The sequence below is a fragment of the Rhizobium giardinii bv. giardinii H152 genome (assembly GCF_000379605.1).
Taxonomy (GTDB): Bacteria; Pseudomonadota; Alphaproteobacteria; order Rhizobiales; family Rhizobiaceae; genus Pararhizobium; species Pararhizobium giardinii.
On record NZ_KB902591.1, the window covers coordinates 184,530 to 201,106 of the forward strand.

Genomic DNA, 16,577 nt, shown 5'->3' on the forward strand with positions numbered 1-16,577 from the left:
TTTGTGCGGAAACGAAGAGACCCGCTGTCGCGATCTATCGGACAGCGCGCCTGAGCTCCGCAAATTCAAGCGATCAGGGCAAGGCGTAGCGGTTTCAACACCACGTTGGCAAATTGCGCCGCGGACGGCCCGAGATGACGATCACCTGCAGCGTTGCGCGTCAGACATGACGCGCAAAGGACGCTGTAGCACGTAGAACGTGCTGCACAAATTTTAGGAATTATGCAGTGGGTCGCCTATCCCTTTGCGACGAGTTCGCCCATTCGGTTGCCGGCATCGAGGCCAGCGATCTTGTATGCTTCGGCCAACGTCGGATAGTTGAAGGTGTTTTCGACGAAATACTCGACGGTGCCCTTCAGATTGAGCACGGCTTGGCCGATATGGACGAGCTCGGTCGCACCTTCGCCGACAATGTGGACACCGAGCAGGCGGCGGGTTTTTAGCGAGAAGATCAACTTCAGCAAGCCGGCGTCGAGGCCCATGATGTGCCCGCGCGACGTTTCCCGGAAACGCGCGATGCCGCATTCGTAAGGAATGCCACGTTCCTTGACCTCTTCCTCGGTTAGGCCGCAGGTGGAAATTTCCGGTACGGCATAAATGCCGTAGGGGAAGAACTTCGGCGGCTCCTTGGCGATTGCGCCAACGGCGACGCGTGCAGCGATGCGCCCCTGTTCCATCGACGTCGAGGCAAGGCTCGGAAAGCCGACGACGTCGCCGGCGGCATAGATATTAGGAACCGATGTCTGGAACGTCTCGGGGTTGACGCTCAACCGGCCGCGGCTATCGGCTTCCAGCCCGGCTGCGGACAAGTTCAGCGTGTCGGTGGCGCCCATGCGGCCGGCGGCAAACAGCACCATCTCGCAGATGATCACACGGCCGCTGTCGAGCGTGATCGAACATTTGCCGTCCGGCGTCCGCTCGACCTTTTCCGCCTTCTGGCCCAGATGCAGCTTCATGTTGCGGTCGCGCAACTGGTAGGTGAAATCCTCGACGATTTCCTTGTCGATGAAGTCGAGCATCGTCGCCTTCGGATCGATCACCGTGACGTGTGTGTCCAGCGCGCTGAAGATCGTCGCATATTCGATGCCGATGACCCCGGCGCCGATCACGGCCAGGGAACGCGGCAGATCTTCGATTTCCAGCAACTCGTCGCTATCGAGCACCGTCTTTCCGTCGAAAGGTATGTAGTCCGGGCGGAACGGTTTTGTGCCGACGGCGAGAAGAATGCTCGTACCGGAAACCCGAATGGTTTCTCCATCGTCCTTGACGATCTGCAGCGTCTGCGGGTCGACGAAGCTCGCCTTGCCGCGCAAGTGCTGGACGCGGTTGCGGGCAAACTGGTGTTCGAGCACCTCGACCTCGTGATCGAGCGTGATCAAAAGCCGGCGGCGCAGATCGTCGGCGCTGATTTCCTGCTTGACGCGATAGGCACGCCCGTAAAAGCCGCGCTCGCGCCAACCGGTGAGGTTCAGCGCGGTTTCACGGAGTGTCTTGGAGGGAATGGTGCCGGTATGGACCGAGACGCCCCCCACTCGTTTTCCCTGCTCGACGACAAGAACTCTCTTGCCCAGTTTGGCTGCTTGAATTGTGGCCCTGCGTCCTGCGGGACCACTGCCGACAACCACGAGATCATACTGGTTCATGACGAGTTTCCGGTGATGGCTGGAGAATCATTGTGCGTTGCGGCAATGTTCACTCCCAAGCGTCTATAACGTCAATCTTGCAGTCTAATAAAGCCTTATAAATTACGCTCGGTCTCGCAGGTGCCTGTTTTACGAAATGCGCTTATATATTGCCGACGGATTTACAATGGGAGATGGTGCCATGGCCGTACACGAGACCGACGTCACGCGCGTCCATGATCTCAACCAGGACCTGCTTTCGCAGACAGAACCAACCGACGCGCCCGGAAAGCCCCGCAGCCGCCCTGGTGTTGTCGCCGCGGCGGTTTACGAAGATGGTCAGCGCATTCGTGACATCGAAATCCAGGAAGCCCACAACTGGAGGGGCCGCGACAAGGCAGTCGTCTGGATCGGCCTGCATGAGCCGGACGAAGCGTTGCTGCGGGAGGTGCAAGCCGAATTCGGTCTGCACGAGCTTGCCATCGAAGACGCAGGCCATGCCCATCAGCGCCCCAAGCTGGAGATCTACGGCGAGGCGATTTTCGTTGTCGCGCGGACGGCCCATATGGGCGGAGACGAAATCGTCTTCGGCGAGACCCATCTGTTTGTCGGCCGCGGCTATGTCGTGTCCGTGCGCCACGGACCATCCACCTCCTACAATCAGGTCAGACAGCGGTGCGAGGCTTCGCCGGCGGCGCTGGCGCATGGCGAGAACTACATCCTCTATTCCATCCTCGATTTTATCGTCGACAACTACATGCCCGTCGTCGAAGGGATTCACGCCGAGGTCGAGGAACTGGAAGAACGCGTGCTGCGTGATCGGCTGGACAAAAAGGATATCGAGAGGCTCTATTTCCTGCGGCGCAGCCTGCTTCGGTTACGCAATGCGGTCGTGCCGCTGGTCGATGTCTGCCGGCGTCATGAACATCTCGATCTTCCTGGCATGGATGCAACATTGCACGCGCTGTTTCGCGATGTCACCGATCATGTTCGCCGGGTTCAGGAAGATATCGACACCCTGCGCGAAGTGCTTGCCTTCACCTTCGAAGCCAGCCTGATGATCGGCCAGTCCGAGCAGACGGAGATTTCGCGCAAGCTGGCGTCCTGGGCGGCCATCCTGGCGGTGCCAACGGCAATAGCGGGCATCTACGGCATGAACTTCGACGAAATGCCCGAGTTGAAATTTCGCTACGGTTATTTTCTGATCCTGGCGGTCATCGTCGTCACCTGCAGCCTGCTCTACCGAATGTTCCGGCGAGCGAGGTGGCTATAGCGCCCGCCTCAGATCAGTCGTAGCCCCTTCAGGCTGGCATGGCCGTCCTTGCCAATGATGATGTGGTCATGAACGGTGATGCCGAGCGGCTTTGCCGTTTCGATGATCATTTTGGTCATGTCGATATCGGCACGCGAGGGGGTCGGGTCGCCGGAGGGATGGTTGTGGACGAGAATCAAAGCAGTGGCCGAGAGTTCCAGAGCGCGCTTAACGACTTCGCGCGGATAGACAGGCGTATGGTCGACCGTTCCCGTCTGCTGCACTTCGTCAGCGATTAATGCATTGCGCTTGTCGAGGAAGAGAATCCGGAATTGTTCACGGGTCTCGTGCGCCATGGCTGCATGGCAATAATCGATCACCGATGACCAGGAGGAGAGAACCTGCTTGCCCTTGAGTTCGCTCTTCAGAGTCCTGTGAGCGACGGTCGAAATGAGCTTCAGATCGAAAGCCACGGACTCGCCGATGCCCTTCACTTCCTGCAGCAGGGTGGGGGAAGCGCCGAAGACGCCGGCCAGTGTCCCGAAGCGCTCGAGCAAGGCTTTGGCGATGGGCTTGGTGTCGCGGCGCGGAATCAGCCGAAAAAGCAGCAATTCCAGGATTTCGTAGTCTGCGAGCGCTGTGTCACCATGGTCTCTGTAGCGTGTTCGCAGGCGGTCGCGGTGGCCATGATAGTGCGCCTCTTCCTGCTGTGCGGCCTGGATGCCGAGGCCGGAGCGTTTTGCCGGCTGTTCCGCGAAAAAGCCCCTTTCGTCAGCCGGTTGCGAATCATCGCCGTCGGGAGAGAAAGGGGGCTTGGTCATCGCGAACCTATGTTGGCAGTCCCGGACGGTCGAGACCGGCCGGCGACAGAGTGAAAATCTCGCAGCCGTCGGCCGTCACGCCGACCGTATGCTCATATTGGGCGGAGAGGGACCGGTCGCGGGTGACGGCGGTCCAGCCATCGGCCAGGACCTTCACATGCGGGCGGCCGAGATTGATCATCGGCTCGATGGTGAAGATCATGCCCTCGCGCAATTCCGGACCTTCATTCGCCCGGCCGTAATGCAGAATGTTCGGGGCGTCATGAAACAGCCGGCCGACACCGTGGCCGCAGAAGTCGCGCACAACCGAGCAACGCTCCGCCTCGGCAAAGGTCTGGATGGCCTCGCCGATGGCACCGGTGCGTGCGCCCGGCTTCACCGCGGCAATGCCGCGCATCAGGCATTCGTAGGTGACTTCAAGCAGCCGCTCGGCGGCGCGCTTGATCTCGCCGACCGGATACATGCGGCTGGAATCGCCATGCCAGCCATCGACGATGTAGGTGACGTCGATATTGACGACATCGCCCTCGCGCAGCGGCTTTTCATTGGGAATGCCATGACAGACGACATGATTGATCGAGGTGCAGGAGGACTTCGTGTAGCCGCGATAATTGAGCGTGGCGGGCAGGGCGTTGTTGTCCATGCCGAATTCGAACACAAAGCGATCGATCTCGTCGGTCGTCACACCCGGCTTGACGCGGTTTGCCAGTTCGTCGAGGCATCTGGCAGTGACCTGGCAGGCACGCTTGATGGCGGCGAAATCCTCGGGCGTGTAGAGGCGGATGACGCCGGTATTCTTGTAGGGCGCAGACGCTGCCTCGATATAGGTGACCATTACAATACTTTCAGTTGCCTTTCCCTGCTGTCATAGATCAGCAAAGGCGGGTTCGTCCATCATGATCAGGCCGTCCGGCGTAATTTGCTGCGGGGAAACGCGGCATTTGACGACGAAGGCCTCGACGCCGCGCTGTCGGGCCCGCTGGAAGGCCTGGGCATAGAGAGGGTCAAGGTCGTCGCAGACCCTGAAGGTCGCGCAGTCATCCCGTTGGATCAGATAGATCATGATGCCGCGATGACCGGCCTCGACCATGTCGCCAAGTTCCTCGAGGTGCTTGGCCCCGCGTGCTGTCGGGCTATCCGGAAATTCGGCAAGTCCTGATGCGCGGCTGAAATGCACGTTCTTGACCTCGACATAGGCGCGGCCGCGCTGAGGGTCGGTCAGAAGCATGTCGATGCGGGAGTTGCGACCGTATTTTTGCTCCCGCTGCAGGGTCGAATAGAGATGCAGATCGCCAATCTGGCCTCCCGTGATCGCTTCCTCTGCCAGCCGGTTCGGCAGGCCGGTATTGATGCCGACGACAGTGCCGCCCACGTCCACCATCTCGAGCATGTAACGATGTTTTCGCGTCGGGCTGTCATGCTCGGAGAGCCAGATGGGCGATCCGGGCGAGGTCAGGCCGCGCATCGATCCGGTATTGGGGCAGGAGCCCGTGATCGCACGGCCATCCTCCAGAACTGCGTCGAAGAGAAAGCGCTTGTAGCGTTGGACGAGGACAGCAGGCACGAGCGGCCGGTCGAAGATCATGAAGCCGAATTCCGTTCTGCTTCAGGCGCGGGCGCGAACGTAGGAGCCGGGGGCTTCCTCCAGGGTATTGAGTGTTCCGCCGGTCTTGCGGGCGGGAACGCGCTCGCTGTCGAGAGCTTCAATCCAGGCATGCCAATGCGGCCACCAGGAGCCCGGAGTCTCGGTGGCTGTCTCCACCCAATCCTCGAAATCGCCCTTGGCGGGACCACCCGTCCAGAATTGGTATTTGTGCTTGTCCGGAGGGTTGACAACGCCTGCAATATGCCCTGATCCGGCCATGACATAGGTGACATCGCCGCCGAAAAACTGGCTGCCGACGAACACCGATTTTGCCGGCGCGATGTGATCTTCCTTGGTAGCGAGATTGTAGATTGGGATCTTCACGTCGCCGAGCGAAATCTTCTTCCCCGCCAGCACCATCTTGCCCTTGGTCAGATTGTTCTCGAGATAGCAGTTGCGCAGATAGAAGGAATGGTTCGCCGCCGGCATGCGCGTCGAATCGGAGTTCCAGTAGAGCAGGTCGAAGGCCGAAGGTTCCTGGCCTTTCAGGTAGTTGTTGACGAAATACGGCCAGATCAAGTCCGATGCGCGCAACATGTTGAAAGCCATGGCCATTTTCGAGCCGTCGAGATAGCCGTTCTCCTTCATCCGCTGCTCGATCTGGGTGATCTGCTCCTCATCGGCAAAAACCTTGAGATCACCGGCATAGGTGAAATCGACCTGCGTCGTGAACAGCGTCGCCGACCGGATGCGCTTGTCGCCCTCCTTCGCCTGCAAGGCGAGCGTTGCCGCAAGCAGGGTCCCGCCGACACAATAACCGATCGCGTTGACATCCTCTTCGCCGGTTGCCAGTTGGATCGTGTCAAGTGCGAAGCCGATGCCTTCGCGGGCATAGGATTCCCAGTCCTTGTTGGCATGGCGCTCATCAGGGTTGACCCAGGAGATCACGAAGACGGTATGTCCCTGGTCCACCGCCCATTTGATGAAGGATTTTTGCGGATTGAGGTCCAGCACGTAGAATTTGTTGATCCACGGCGGGCAGATCAGCAGCGGTCGCTTCAGGACGGTCTCGGTGGAGGCGTCATACTGCAAGACCTGGCAGACATCGCTCTGGGCGATCACCTTGCCCGGCGTAATGGCGATGTTCTCGCCGACTGCGAACTTGCTCGTATCCGTCTGCCGCAGTTTGAGATCGCCTTTGCCTGCCGCGATGTCCTCGGCGAGCATCTGCATCCCCTTGACGAGGTTTGCGCCGCTCGATGCCACCGTTTCGCGATAGAGTTGCGGGTTCGTCGTCACGAAATTTGCCGGTGAAAGGGCGCTCGAAATCTGCCGCACGTAGAAGGCGGCCTTGTGCCTCGTGTGATCATCGAGGCCGTCGGCATCGCGCACCATCCGGTCCGCCCAGTTGGAGGTAATGAAATAGCTTTGCCGCAGGAAATCGAAGAACGGATTGGCGACCCAATCGGCGTCGGCGAAACGCTTGTCGTCCTGTGGCACCTCTTCCGGGTCAGCGACGGCTTCGCCGCTCATTTTCTGCAGCGTGCGTGTCCACATCGAAAAGAAGCTGCCCATCAGGGAGGTTTGAGCCTCCAGCGTCCGTCTGGGATCGGACAGCCAGTATTCGGAGACTTTCGACAACGTCTTGACCATATCGACGACCGGATCGGCCATCATGTCGGTCTTGCGACCGCTTTCGCGCGGCGCAAGCCAAGCGGATGCCGCCTTGCCGAGTTGCTCCACCGTGCGCGCGAGGTTTACCGCTAAGGCTTCGGGATCCTTGACGATATAGGGATCGACTGATTTCGGGTCGAAGCCGGGGAAACCATCCGTATTGGGGCCGGAGGGGTTCTCGGTCTTCCTGTGTTCTGCCACCCCGTTTCCTCCACAGATGTTTGTTTGTTTTGTCTTTTTACATTCTGCCTTAAAATGATTACAAGTGCCAGCGCATGTTGGACATGCCTTTTGGCAGTCGGCAAACCTCAGGCGAAGATCGAGCGGCACGGGCCGAGCAGGGGCATGATGAAGAAGTCGGGAAAAGCAGAGATGGTGCGGATGGTAGCGGCCTGTGGAGCGGTTGGTGTTGCCCTTGTGCTCGCCGGCTGCACCTCAGCCACGGTTGACGAAAAGCCGTCCGCTTATTCCGCGACGATGGCCAAGCCTGTTCCGGCAGATGTCTATCCGGTGATCGAAGGCAAGCGTCCTGCGGCGAGCGCACAGATGACCAATGAGGAAGCCGCCGCCCAGGAAGCGCGGCTGACGGCATTGAGTTCGGCCCGCGCGTCCGGCAAAATCTCGGAAGCGGAATATCAGCGCCGCCTGAATGAGCTTCAACAGCTTGCTGCCAATCACGGCGCCGAGACGCTGAAGCAGATACAGAATTAGCGCTTGCGTTTCCGCTGATTTGGACGCAAAGCGTTTCGTGGCCGCGTGGGCCGATTGCACCGCGCGTTTCTCCGTGCACGGATGATTCGAACGACGGAGACCGCGCAAGACGAGGTTAGAGATGGAAGAGTTTCACAAAGTCCGGCGTCTGCCGCCTTACGTTTTCGAACAGGTCAACCGTTTGAAAGCCAGCGCGCGAGCGGGTGGAGCCGACATCATCGACCTTGGTATGGGCAACCCCGACCTGCCAACGCCGAAATCTGTCGTCGATAAATTGTGCGAGGTCGTCCAGGACCCCCGCACGCACCGCTATTCCTCGTCCAAGGGTATTCCAGGTCTGCGTCGGGCGCAGGCCGCCTATTATGCGCGCCGCTTTGGCGTCAAGTTGAACCCGGATACGCAGGTCGTTGCGACGCTCGGCTCGAAGGAAGGCTTCGCCAACATGGCGCAGGCGATCACCGCACCGGGTGACGTCGTGCTTTGTCCCAACCCGACCTATCCGATCCACGCCTTCGGCTTCCTGATGACCGGCGGCGTGATCCGCTCGATCTCGGTGGAGCCCGATGACACGTTCTTCCCGCCGCTGGAGCGGGCGATCCGACATTCAATCCCCAAGCCGATCGCGCTGATCATCAATTACCCGTCCAACCCGACGGCGCATGTGGCGACGCTCGATTTCTATAAGGAAGTCGTGGCCTTCGCCAAGAAGCACGACATCATCATCCTGTCGGATCTCGCCTATTCGGAAATCTATTTCGACGACATGCCGCCCCCGTCTGTCCTTGAAGTGCCGGGCGCGATGGATATCACGGTCGAATTCACCTCGATGTCGAAGACATTCTCCATGCCCGGCTGGCGCATGGGGTTTGCCGTTGGCAACGAGCGCCTCATCGCTGCGCTGACGCGGGTCAAGTCCTATCTCGACTACGGTGCCTTCACGCCGATCCAGGTTGCGGCGACGCATGCGCTGAACGGAGACGGATCCGACATCGCCGAGGTACGCAATATCTACAAGCGCCGGCGCGATGTTCTGGTCGAAAGCTTCGGCAAGGCTGGATGGGACGTGCCGCCGCCGGCCGCCACCATGTTCGCCTGGGCAAAGATCCCGGAAAAATTCCGCCATCTCGGTTCGCTGGAGTTCTCCAAGCTGCTGGTAGAGAAAGCCGATATTGCGGTGGCACCGGGCATCGGCTTCGGCGAGCAGGGGGATGACTACATCCGCATCGCGCTTGTCGAGAACGAACACCGTATTCGGCAGGCTGCCCGCAGCTTGAAGAAGTTCCTTTCGACGGCGGACGACACTTTGCACAACGTCATTTCGTTGAATGCCCATCGCTGAGGTGCCGGGTTCGGTTCCCTCGAAACTCTGCTCCGCCGCCTGAGGCGGAGCGTTCTCGACATGTTAGGAATAGTGAATGTCAGATGCCCTTAAAATCGGCATTGCGGGCTTGGGTACCGTTGGCGCCTCGCTCGTGCGTATCCTTCAGGAGCGTCATGAGGCGCTGGCGACGACATGCGGCCGGGCCATCGAGATTACTGCCGTCACGGCGCGCGACAGGAATCGTGATCGCGGCGTCGACCTTACCGCAATGCAGTGGCATGACGATGCACTGTCGCTCGCCCAGACGGCCGATATCGACGTCTTCGTCGAACTGATGGGCGGTGCCGGAGAGCCGGCCTATTCCGCCGTCAAGGCAGCGCTGTCGCGCGGACTTCACGTCGTTACCGCCAACAAGGCACTGCTCGCCGCACACGGCATTGAGCTTGCGGGGCTTGCTGAGGAGCATGGTGCGCTGCTGAACTATGAAGCGGCCGTCGCCGGTGGCATTCCGGTCATCAAGGCACTGCGTGAATCGCTGACCGGCAATACGATTTCCCGCGTCTACGGCATCATGAACGGCACGTGCAACTACATCCTCACCAAGATGGAGAAGGAGGGGCTCTCCTTCGAAGCCTGCCTCAAGGAAGCGCAGCGTCTCGGCTATGCGGAAGCCGATCCGGCCTTCGACATCGAGGGCAACGACACCGCGCACAAGCTCGCCATTCTGACCAGCCTTGCCTATGGCACGGCGATTGCCGCAGATGACATCTATCTTGAAGGCATCACCAATATCTCGATCGACGATATCCACGCGGCCGCCGATCTCGGCTACCGCATCAAGTTGCTCGGCGTCGCGCAGCGCACCGAAAGCGGCATCGAGCAGCGGGTGCATCCGACCATGGTGCCGCTCGATTCGGTAATCGCGCAGGTCGATGGCGTGACCAACGCCGTGGCGATCGAGTCCGACATTCTCGGCGAGCTCCTGATGGTCGGCCCCGGCGCCGGCGGCAATGCGACGGCATCCGCCGTGCTCGGCGATATCGCCGACATCGCAAAGAGCCGGCCCGGCGCACAGCATGTGCCGGCCTTCGGCCGTCCGGTGACCGCACTGCTTACCTACAAGCGTGCGCAGATCCAGAGCCATGAGGGCGGTTACTTCATCCGCCTTAAAGTCGTCGATAGAACTGGGGTTTTCGCGAAAATCGCCACCCATATGGCGGAAAATCACATCTCGCTCGAATCGATCGTCCAGCACTCGAAGCATCCGGTCGAGACCGGCGAACCGCAAACGATCATCCTGGTCACCCATGCGACGACCGAGCAATCGGTGCGCAAAGCCGTCGCCTCGATCAAGAGCGAAGGCTATCTCGTCGGTGATCCCCAAGTGATCCGCATCGAGCGCCCAAAGGCCGTTTGATTTCTGTCGTGAGGCTTTTTTGCGGCCCCGTCCGGATATCGACCCGGATGGGGCCGCTGTCGTTTCCGGTTTGCGGACAGCGCAAAAGATGGCTACGAACGGTCAAGCAATCATGGGGGTATCATGAGCGAGTTGGTAGATCCGGTCCAGCGGGCTTTTCTCGGTGTCGAGCGCTCGGTAAGCGGGCAACGCTGGGTCTCGCGGCTCGATCAGGCCGGCCAGAACCGCGCGCTCGCCATCAGCCAGGTCCATGGTTTTTCAGATCTCATCGCCCGGGTGCTGGCCGGCCGTGGCGTGACGATGGACGACGCCGTCGCGTTCCTTGAACCGACGATCCGCTCGCTGATGCCCGATCCCGATACGCTGACTGACTGCAGCAAGGCCGCCGCTCGCATCGTCGCTGCCATCAAGAAACGTGAGAAAGTCGCTATCTTCGGCGATTACGATGTCGATGGAGCCGCATCGTCCGCCCTGATGTACCGCTTCCTGCGCCATTTCGGCGTGGACGCCGAAATCTACATTCCGGACCGTATTTTCGAGGGCTACGGGCCCAATCCGGCTGCGATCAACCAGTTGATCGACAACGGTGCCCGCCTGATCGTCACGGTGGACTGCGGCTCGACGAGTCACGGATCGCTCGCCGCGGCCGAAACGCGCGGCATCGATGTTGTGGTGATCGATCACCACCAGGTTGGGGCGCAACTGCCGCCGTGCGTGGCGCTGGTCAATCCGAATCGTGAGGATGATCTTTCGGGGCAGGGCCATCTCTGCGCCGCCGGCGTGGTCTTCCTCGTTCTCGTCAATGCGGTACGTCAACTGCGAGAAGCCGGAGACGGCCGGGTTGCTTCGTTCGATCTCCTCGCGCTGCTCGATCTTGTCGCTCTGGCGACCGTCTGCGACGTCGTGCCCCTCAAGGGGTTGAACAGGGCCTATGTGGTGAAGGGGCTTGTCGCCGCCCGCCATATGCAGAATCTGGGACTGTCGGCACTCTTTCGCAAGGCCGGCCTCGGCGGGCCGGTGACGCCCTATCATTTCGGCTTCCTGATCGGGCCGCGAATCAATGCCGGGGGGCGTATCGGCGATGCGGCACTTGGTAGCCGTCTGCTTACGCTAGACGAGGAAAACGTGGCGGAGCAGATCGCAGCAAGGCTCGATGAATTGAACCGCGAGCGCCAGGCGATGGAAATTGCCATGCTGGCCGAGGCGGAGGCGGAGGCGCTGGCGGAATATGGCAATGGTGACGCCGCCTCCATCATCGTCACAGCGCGCGAAAACTGGCATCCCGGCATCGTCGGCTTGTTGGCGGCGCGGCTCAAGGAAAAATTCCGCCGCCCGGCCTTTGCCATCGCCTTCGATCCGAGCGGCAAGGGAACAGGATCGGGCCGCTCGATCAGTGGCTTCGATATCGGACGAATCGTCCGTGCTGCCGTCGATGCCGGCCTTCTGGCGAAAGGCGGCGGCCACGCCATGGCGGCGGGCTTGACGGTCGAGCGCGCCAATCTCGGCAAGCTGCGGCATTTCTTCGACGAAAAAGCGCAAAATGCCATCAGGGATCTCGTCTCGGCCGAGACGCTGAAGATCGATGGAGCATTGGGGGCGGCCGGCGCCAATCTGGCGCTGATCGACCAACTGGAGCAGGCGGGCCCCTACGGGGCGGGCCACCCGCAGCCGGTCTTCGCCTTGCCGTCGCACCGCTTGCGCGATTCACGACAGGTGGGCGCCAATCATGTGAAGATCACGCTGGAGGGGCAGGACGGCTCGCGCGTCGAGGGAATTGCTTTCCGCGCTATTGAAACCCCGCTTGGTGATCTCCTGCTGTCGGGCCGCGGCACGTCCATCCATGTCGCGGCATCGATTTCTGCTGACTTATGGCAGGGAACGCGACGCGTGCAGCTGCGCGTGATCGACGCTGCGAAAGCACTCTGAACGAGCCTCTCGCGGTACTGAAAATAGGCGTCAATGCTGTCGGAGATCAGGAAACCATGGCACGCCCTAGGGGAGTCGAACCCCTCTTCCCAGAATGAAAATCTGGTGTCCTAACCGATAGACGAAGGGCGCATCAGTGGTGTGGGCGTCTTATAGTCAGACACTTGGAATGCTGCAAGCGCTAAATCGCATTTTTTTTGAGTTTTTTTGCAGTAAAAACAGCGGCAAAGTAGACCTGATACGTCGTGCGGAAGCGTTCACCGGCAAGCTGTTTTCACCGGCAGCGCGCAAACTTCCATGTTATGGGAGAGGTTCACAAATGGCACGCCCTAGGGGAGTCGAACCCCTCTTCCCAGAATGAAAATCTGGTGTCCTAACCGATAGACGAAGGGCGCATCAGTTGTGTGGGCGTCTTATAGTCAGGGGTTTTGAATACCGCAAGCGGCAATTTTCATTTTCCTGTAAAAAAGTCCGGATAAGGCGGCATTCCTGGGGAAAAGAGGAAATACTAAATCAAAACAAGTGCTTGATGTCATACTTGTCGACGGCGGCAACGCCAGTTCCAGTCGCGGATTTCACCGGTATCGATATGAACGGATTCCGTGTGGCAATAGGTTCCAACGCCGCCACGTCCGGGGATGGTGCGCAGATATTCGGCAAGATCCCACTTGCTGACGCCGGGCACCTGGATGTCGGCGGCCTGGCAGGTCGTGTGAAGGGAATACCGACGGCCGCCGGCCCGAATGTTGTGTTTGAGATCCCGCAGGCCCGAGGTCACCATGACCTTGCGGCCATAATGGGTCTCGACGACCTTAAGGAGTTGTAGCAATTCCGGACGGAAACAGCCGGTCTCCACTTTCTCGGTCTGCAGTTGGAGGCCGTTCGGCGCAAGCCGCGCCAGACCGGGCAGGGCGGCCACTTCGACCGCGGCACGTTCGTCGTCATGACCGGGCTGGGAATCGTCCACTGTCGCAAACATCGAGGTGGTCTGGACGCCCGGCAAGTCCGTGAAGCCGAGCGCTGCAATCTGGCGCTGCGGCGTGTTGGCGGCGGCGAGTGTCTTCTTCGCCGGTGTTTTGGCGAAACGGTCGCTGTTAAACTGGCCCTTGGTCTTGCGCTTGGCGGCAAACAGTGCGGCGAACGTCAGCGGCTTCTGCGTTGCATCCTGCTCGTCGCCATCGTCTGGCGCGTTTTCGGATCTTGCAGCCGCGGTGGCAACGGCGGTCTGATTTGCAGACACCGCTTGCGCCGCCGCTGGCTGCGGCGTGACGTCGCCGTCACGCAGGGCGTTGGCGGTCGAGGGAATCGGTACTGCCGCCGGAAGAGCGGTGCCGTCCGCGCCGGATTCGGCGCTTGCAACCTGCTGCGTCGCGGGAACCGCACCCTCGGCATTGCTTGCGCCATCAAGCGGCAGCCCAGCCGGGCTGGTCGCGGGTTGGCCGCCGTTGAAAAGGCTGTTCGTGGATGGGTTGACGCCGGTTTGTTGCCCGACAGGCAACGGTGCATTGCCCGTTTCCCTATCGGCATTCTGCATCTGGGCAGGAATCGCATTCGGCGTCTGGACCGCAAAGATGCTGCTGGAGGTTGCTTTGACACCAGTGCTTTGCATCGTCAGCGATGCCGGCTGGCTGTTGGTCCCGGCGGCAACCATCGCGTTGGCGTCGACCGGGTTCCCGGCCTGTGCGCCGGCGCCGACGACCGCCACCTGTTGGTCCTGATAGGTCCCGGGCACTGCCTGCGCCGCATCGGCAGACGCGGTTTCGGCAACCGTCTCTTCAGCCACCGAGGGCGCTTGCGCGGTTTCCTTGCCAGCCGAGACGCAGCCGGAAAGGGCCATAACGGAAACGGTCAGGGCGAGAGCGCAGCCGAAACTGCGAATCGTCGGCGCTTTTTGCAGAACACGCAACGTTGGATCCCCACTCAATGCGGGCCCGGGCGACATATCGTTGCCGTCATGGCCGATCATATCGAAGGCACAAACAGCGCACCGTGGCGCGATACCTGTCTGGGGCATACGCACCGCTCTTGCGGTTTGACCGGTTCAACCGGGGCAGGATGGTGTCGACCTTAAGAGGCGACTCACATCCCGATCCCCCTAACGTTCGCGTGCACAGTAGTGAACGCGTCGTTGTTTGTAAACCTGCGCTGACGCAGGCGCTGGTTGTCACACGGTGGGAGACTTTCACCAAGGCGGTGGTTGAGCCGTTCCGCCATGAACCAGGCGATTTCCATCTTTCGAGGGGTTATCGCCCGGTCCCATTGTGCGGGGCTTACCAGGCGCCGGTATTGCCCATCGACCGCCATGGCTCCTGCGGCGGCAGGTCTTCGCCCTTCTGCAGGATTTCGATCGATATGCCATCCGGTGAACGAACGAAGGCCATGTGCCCGTCGCGCGGCGGGCGATTGATGGTGACGCCGTTATCCATCAGATGCTGGCAAGTCGCGTAGATATCATCGACCTCGTATGCCAGATGACCAAAGTTGCGGCCGCCGGTGTAGTCCTCGGTATCCCAGTTATAGGTGAGCTCCAGGCAAGGGGACAATTCCGCTTTCGCGTGGGAGAGATCGCCGGGGGCTGCAAGGAAAACCAGGGTGAACCGGCCCTTTTCGTTCTCGTAGCGGCGGATTTCCACAAGGCCGAAAAGCGTGCCATAAAAGTGAAGCGCCGCGTCCAGATCTTTGACGCGAACCATCGTGTGCAGATAACGCATTGTAATATCCCTGTTTTGCCGAAGATGCAGTATATTTAGCCGCAAGTCAGCCAGAGGCAAGGCTTGGGAGATAGCCTTGGTCGACGGCAAATTTCATCCGAGGGCTTGCACAATTGCGGCGGGACGATGTTATTCTGACCGTCAAGAATCAGTTAACCGTAATGAGTGTGACGCGTAAACGAGGGGCTGGCGGGCAATGGCGGACAGGATTTCAGCGAAGGGCGTCACGCCGGACGAGGACATCAGCAACGATGCGCTTGATCTGATCGAAATTACCGGTGTGATCAAGTGGTTCGATGTTGCCAAGGGGTTCGGTTTCATCGTCCCCGACAACGGCATGCAGGATGTGCTTGTTCATGTCACCTGCCTGCGCCGCGATGGTTATCAGACCGTTCTCGAAGGAGCGCGTGTTGTTGCCCTGATCCAAAAGCGCGACCGCGGCTATCAGGCTTTCCGCATCCTGTCGATGGATCAGTCGACCGCCGTCCATCCGTCGCAACTGCCGCCGGTCAAGACACATGTTCAGGTGACGCCGACCAGCGGGCTGGAGCGGGTGCTTGTCAAGTGGTTCAACCGCACCAAGGGCTTCGGTTTCCTGACGCGGGGCGATGGTACCGAGGACATCTTCATTCATATGGAAACGCTCCGTCGGTTCGGCCTTACCGAACTGCGCCCTGGTCAGACTGTTCTGGTTCGCTTCGGCGATGGCGACAAGGGGCTGATGGCTGCCGAAATCCATCCGGACGTACCGGCACCGACCGGTCGGGCGCATTGATGCCGGCGCGTTTCTCGCGCCGTACCGGAAGCGCCCTTGTGGCGCTTTTTTTATGGCTGGTTCCGTTTTGCGCCCCTGCAGCCGAGCTTACCTTCGCTACGGAGCCGCTGCAGATCATCTCTGCCGGCGGCAAGGTGCACAGGTTGACTGTCGAACTGGCCGTTGATGGTGCCCAGCGTGCCCAGGGATTGATGAACCGGCGTCACATGCCACGAGACCGTGGCATGTTGTTCGATTTCGGCGAGACGCGCCAGGTGATGATGTGGATGAAGGACACCTATCTGCCACTCGACATGCTGTTCATCGCCAGGGACGGCGAGGTCAAGACGGTGCGTGAAAACGCCGTGCCCCTGTCCGAATCCATCATCGCCTCCCGCGTCCCCGTCGCGTTCGTTCTCGAATTGAATGCCGGCACCGTCAGCCGTCTCGGCATCGCCCCGGGCGACATCGTCGATAGCCAGCATATATCCGCGGCAAAGCCATAAATCGGCATTCGTGCATGCGTTGATTGCACAATTTAGCTATTGCAGGGGCAGGGGTAAGCGTGTATCTCCGCCTCATCGATGGGTCACGGAGTGTAGCGCAGCCTGGTAGCGCATCTGGTTTGGGACCAGAGGGTCGGGAGTTCGAATCTCTCCACTCCGACCACCGAATTTTTCATGACAGCGTTGGCACTGATTGAACCGTTGTTTCGGCGGGCACCTATTTTGGCGCCACAGGGGTGCCACTTTGAACTGCGTTCTGCCGCGACACCATGAAGGC

14 protein-coding genes and 3 tRNA genes are annotated in these 16,577 nt (G+C 60.2%); 8 read left to right on the forward strand and 9 right to left on the reverse strand.

Annotation, left to right across the window (positions count from 1 at the left end; genetic code table 11):
- Positions 1-236 precede the first annotated feature (236 nt).
- Complete coding sequence (sthA, locus tag A3AY_RS0108515) at positions 237-1,643, reverse strand: Si-specific NAD(P)(+) transhydrogenase (RefSeq protein WP_026203241.1); 1,407 nt, start codon at positions 1,641-1,643, stop codon at positions 237-239.
- Between the two features lie 181 nt (positions 1,644-1,824).
- Between sthA and A3AY_RS0108520 the strand changes: the two genes are divergently transcribed.
- On the forward strand, positions 1,825-2,895 hold the full coding sequence (locus tag A3AY_RS0108520) for a magnesium and cobalt transport protein CorA (protein ID WP_018325262.1): 1,071 nt from the start codon (positions 1,825-1,827) through the stop codon (positions 2,893-2,895).
- 8 nt (positions 2,896-2,903) lie between these two features.
- On the opposite strand, the gene radC is transcribed toward A3AY_RS0108520, so the two are convergent.
- The 4 genes from radC to phaC are packed head-to-tail and all read right to left on the reverse strand — an operon-like array spanning position 2,904 to position 7,155.
- Positions 2,904-3,695 carry a RadC family protein gene (gene radC, locus A3AY_RS0108525; RefSeq protein ID WP_018325263.1) on the reverse strand — a complete coding sequence of 264 codons (792 nt, stop codon included), beginning with the start codon at positions 3,693-3,695 and terminating at the stop codon, positions 2,904-2,906.
- A gap of 7 nt (positions 3,696-3,702) precedes the next feature.
- Positions 3,703-4,530: a type I methionyl aminopeptidase gene (gene map, locus A3AY_RS0108530; RefSeq protein WP_018325264.1), complete on the reverse strand. Its 828-nt coding sequence runs from the start codon at positions 4,528-4,530 to the stop codon at positions 3,703-3,705.
- A gap of 30 nt (positions 4,531-4,560) precedes the next feature.
- Positions 4,561-5,280 (reverse strand): DNA/RNA nuclease SfsA, encoded by a 720-nt coding sequence (sfsA, locus tag A3AY_RS0108535; RefSeq protein WP_018325265.1) that lies wholly within the window; start codon positions 5,278-5,280, stop codon positions 4,561-4,563.
- 21 nt (positions 5,281-5,301) lie between these two features.
- The gene (gene phaC / locus A3AY_RS0108540) at positions 5,302-7,155 is read right to left on the reverse strand and encodes a poly(3-hydroxyalkanoate) polymerase subunit PhaC (RefSeq protein WP_018325266.1); all 1,854 of its coding nucleotides are present in this window, start codon (positions 7,153-7,155) and stop codon (positions 5,302-5,304) included.
- 171 nt (positions 7,156-7,326) lie between these two features.
- Here phaC and A3AY_RS0108545 point away from each other — a divergent pair, with 171 nt between their 5' ends.
- From A3AY_RS0108545 to recJ, 4 genes are all read left to right on the forward strand, one after another.
- Positions 7,327-7,665, forward strand: a complete 339-nt coding sequence (locus tag A3AY_RS0108545) for a hypothetical protein (protein ID WP_018325267.1) — start codon at positions 7,327-7,329, stop codon at positions 7,663-7,665.
- Positions 7,666-7,786: 121 nt separating this feature from the next.
- On the forward strand, positions 7,787-9,004 hold the full coding sequence (locus A3AY_RS0108550) for an LL-diaminopimelate aminotransferase (RefSeq protein ID WP_018325268.1): 1,218 nt from the start codon (positions 7,787-7,789) through the stop codon (positions 9,002-9,004).
- Between the two features lie 76 nt (positions 9,005-9,080).
- On the forward strand, positions 9,081-10,403 hold the full coding sequence (locus A3AY_RS0108555; RefSeq protein ID WP_018325269.1) for a homoserine dehydrogenase: 1,323 nt from the start codon (positions 9,081-9,083) through the stop codon (positions 10,401-10,403).
- Between the two features lie 123 nt (positions 10,404-10,526).
- Complete coding sequence (gene recJ, locus A3AY_RS0108560; RefSeq protein WP_018325270.1) at positions 10,527-12,329, forward strand: single-stranded-DNA-specific exonuclease RecJ; 1,803 nt, start codon at positions 10,527-10,529, stop codon at positions 12,327-12,329.
- A gap of 57 nt (positions 12,330-12,386) precedes the next feature.
- Here recJ and A3AY_RS0108565 read toward each other — a convergent pair.
- From A3AY_RS0108565 to A3AY_RS0108580, 4 genes are all read right to left on the reverse strand, one after another.
- A tRNA-Glu gene (locus A3AY_RS0108565) sits at positions 12,387-12,461 on the reverse strand.
- Positions 12,462-12,649: 188 nt separating this feature from the next.
- A tRNA-Glu gene (locus tag A3AY_RS0108570) sits at positions 12,650-12,724 on the reverse strand.
- Between the two features lie 137 nt (positions 12,725-12,861).
- Positions 12,862-14,235: a D-Ala-D-Ala carboxypeptidase family metallohydrolase gene (locus A3AY_RS0108575; RefSeq protein ID WP_018325271.1), complete on the reverse strand. Its 1,374-nt coding sequence runs from the start codon at positions 14,233-14,235 to the stop codon at positions 12,862-12,864.
- 364 nt (positions 14,236-14,599) lie between these two features.
- Entirely contained in the window at positions 14,600-15,040 is a 441-nt protein-coding gene (locus A3AY_RS0108580; RefSeq protein WP_018325273.1) for a VOC family protein, read from the reverse strand.
- Between the two features lie 196 nt (positions 15,041-15,236).
- On the opposite strand from A3AY_RS0108580, the gene A3AY_RS0108585 reads away from it, so the two are divergent.
- The 3 genes from A3AY_RS0108585 (at position 15,237) to A3AY_RS0108595 (ending at position 16,463) form a co-directional block, all read left to right on the forward strand.
- On the forward strand, positions 15,237-15,815 hold the full coding sequence (locus A3AY_RS0108585; RefSeq protein WP_018325274.1) for a cold-shock protein: 579 nt from the start codon (positions 15,237-15,239) through the stop codon (positions 15,813-15,815).
- Positions 15,815-16,300, forward strand: a complete 486-nt coding sequence (locus A3AY_RS0108590) for a DUF192 domain-containing protein (protein WP_018325275.1) — start codon at positions 15,815-15,817, stop codon at positions 16,298-16,300. The genes A3AY_RS0108585 and A3AY_RS0108590 overlap by 1 nt, the downstream gene beginning before the upstream one ends.
- A gap of 86 nt (positions 16,301-16,386) precedes the next feature.
- Positions 16,387-16,463, forward strand: a tRNA-Pro gene (locus A3AY_RS0108595).
- The last annotated feature ends 114 nt before the right edge of the window (positions 16,464-16,577 follow it).

Bases quoted from the DNA above. Each gene is read 5' to 3' on its own strand.
- A3AY_RS0108545 (WP_018325267.1), top strand. From the start codon at position 7,327: ATGGTGCGGATGGTAGCGGCCTGTGGAGCGGTTGGTGTTGCCCTTGTG.
- A3AY_RS0108550 (WP_018325268.1), top strand. From the start codon at position 7,787: ATGGAAGAGTTTCACAAAGTCCGGCGTCTGCCGCCTTACGTTTTCGAA.
- A3AY_RS0108580 (WP_018325273.1), bottom strand. From the start codon at position 15,040: ATGCGTTATCTGCACACGATGGTTCGCGTCAAAGATCTGGACGCGGCG.
- A3AY_RS0108585 (WP_018325274.1), top strand. From the start codon at position 15,237: ATGGCGGACAGGATTTCAGCGAAGGGCGTCACGCCGGACGAGGACATC.
- recJ (WP_018325270.1), top strand. From the start codon at position 10,527: ATGAGCGAGTTGGTAGATCCGGTCCAGCGGGCTTTTCTCGGTGTCGAG.
- radC (WP_018325263.1), bottom strand. From the start codon at position 3,695: ATGACCAAGCCCCCTTTCTCTCCCGACGGCGATGATTCGCAACCGGCT.
- A3AY_RS0108590 (WP_018325275.1), top strand. From the start codon at position 15,815: ATGCCGGCGCGTTTCTCGCGCCGTACCGGAAGCGCCCTTGTGGCGCTT.
- A3AY_RS0108520 (WP_018325262.1), top strand. From the start codon at position 1,825: ATGGCCGTACACGAGACCGACGTCACGCGCGTCCATGATCTCAACCAG.
- sfsA (WP_018325265.1), bottom strand. From the start codon at position 5,280: ATGATCTTCGACCGGCCGCTCGTGCCTGCTGTCCTCGTCCAACGCTAC.
- A3AY_RS0108555 (WP_018325269.1), top strand. From the start codon at position 9,081: ATGTCAGATGCCCTTAAAATCGGCATTGCGGGCTTGGGTACCGTTGGC.
- map (WP_018325264.1), bottom strand. From the start codon at position 4,530: ATGGTCACCTATATCGAGGCAGCGTCTGCGCCCTACAAGAATACCGGC.
- sthA (WP_026203241.1), bottom strand. From the start codon at position 1,643: ATGAACCAGTATGATCTCGTGGTTGTCGGCAGTGGTCCCGCAGGACGC.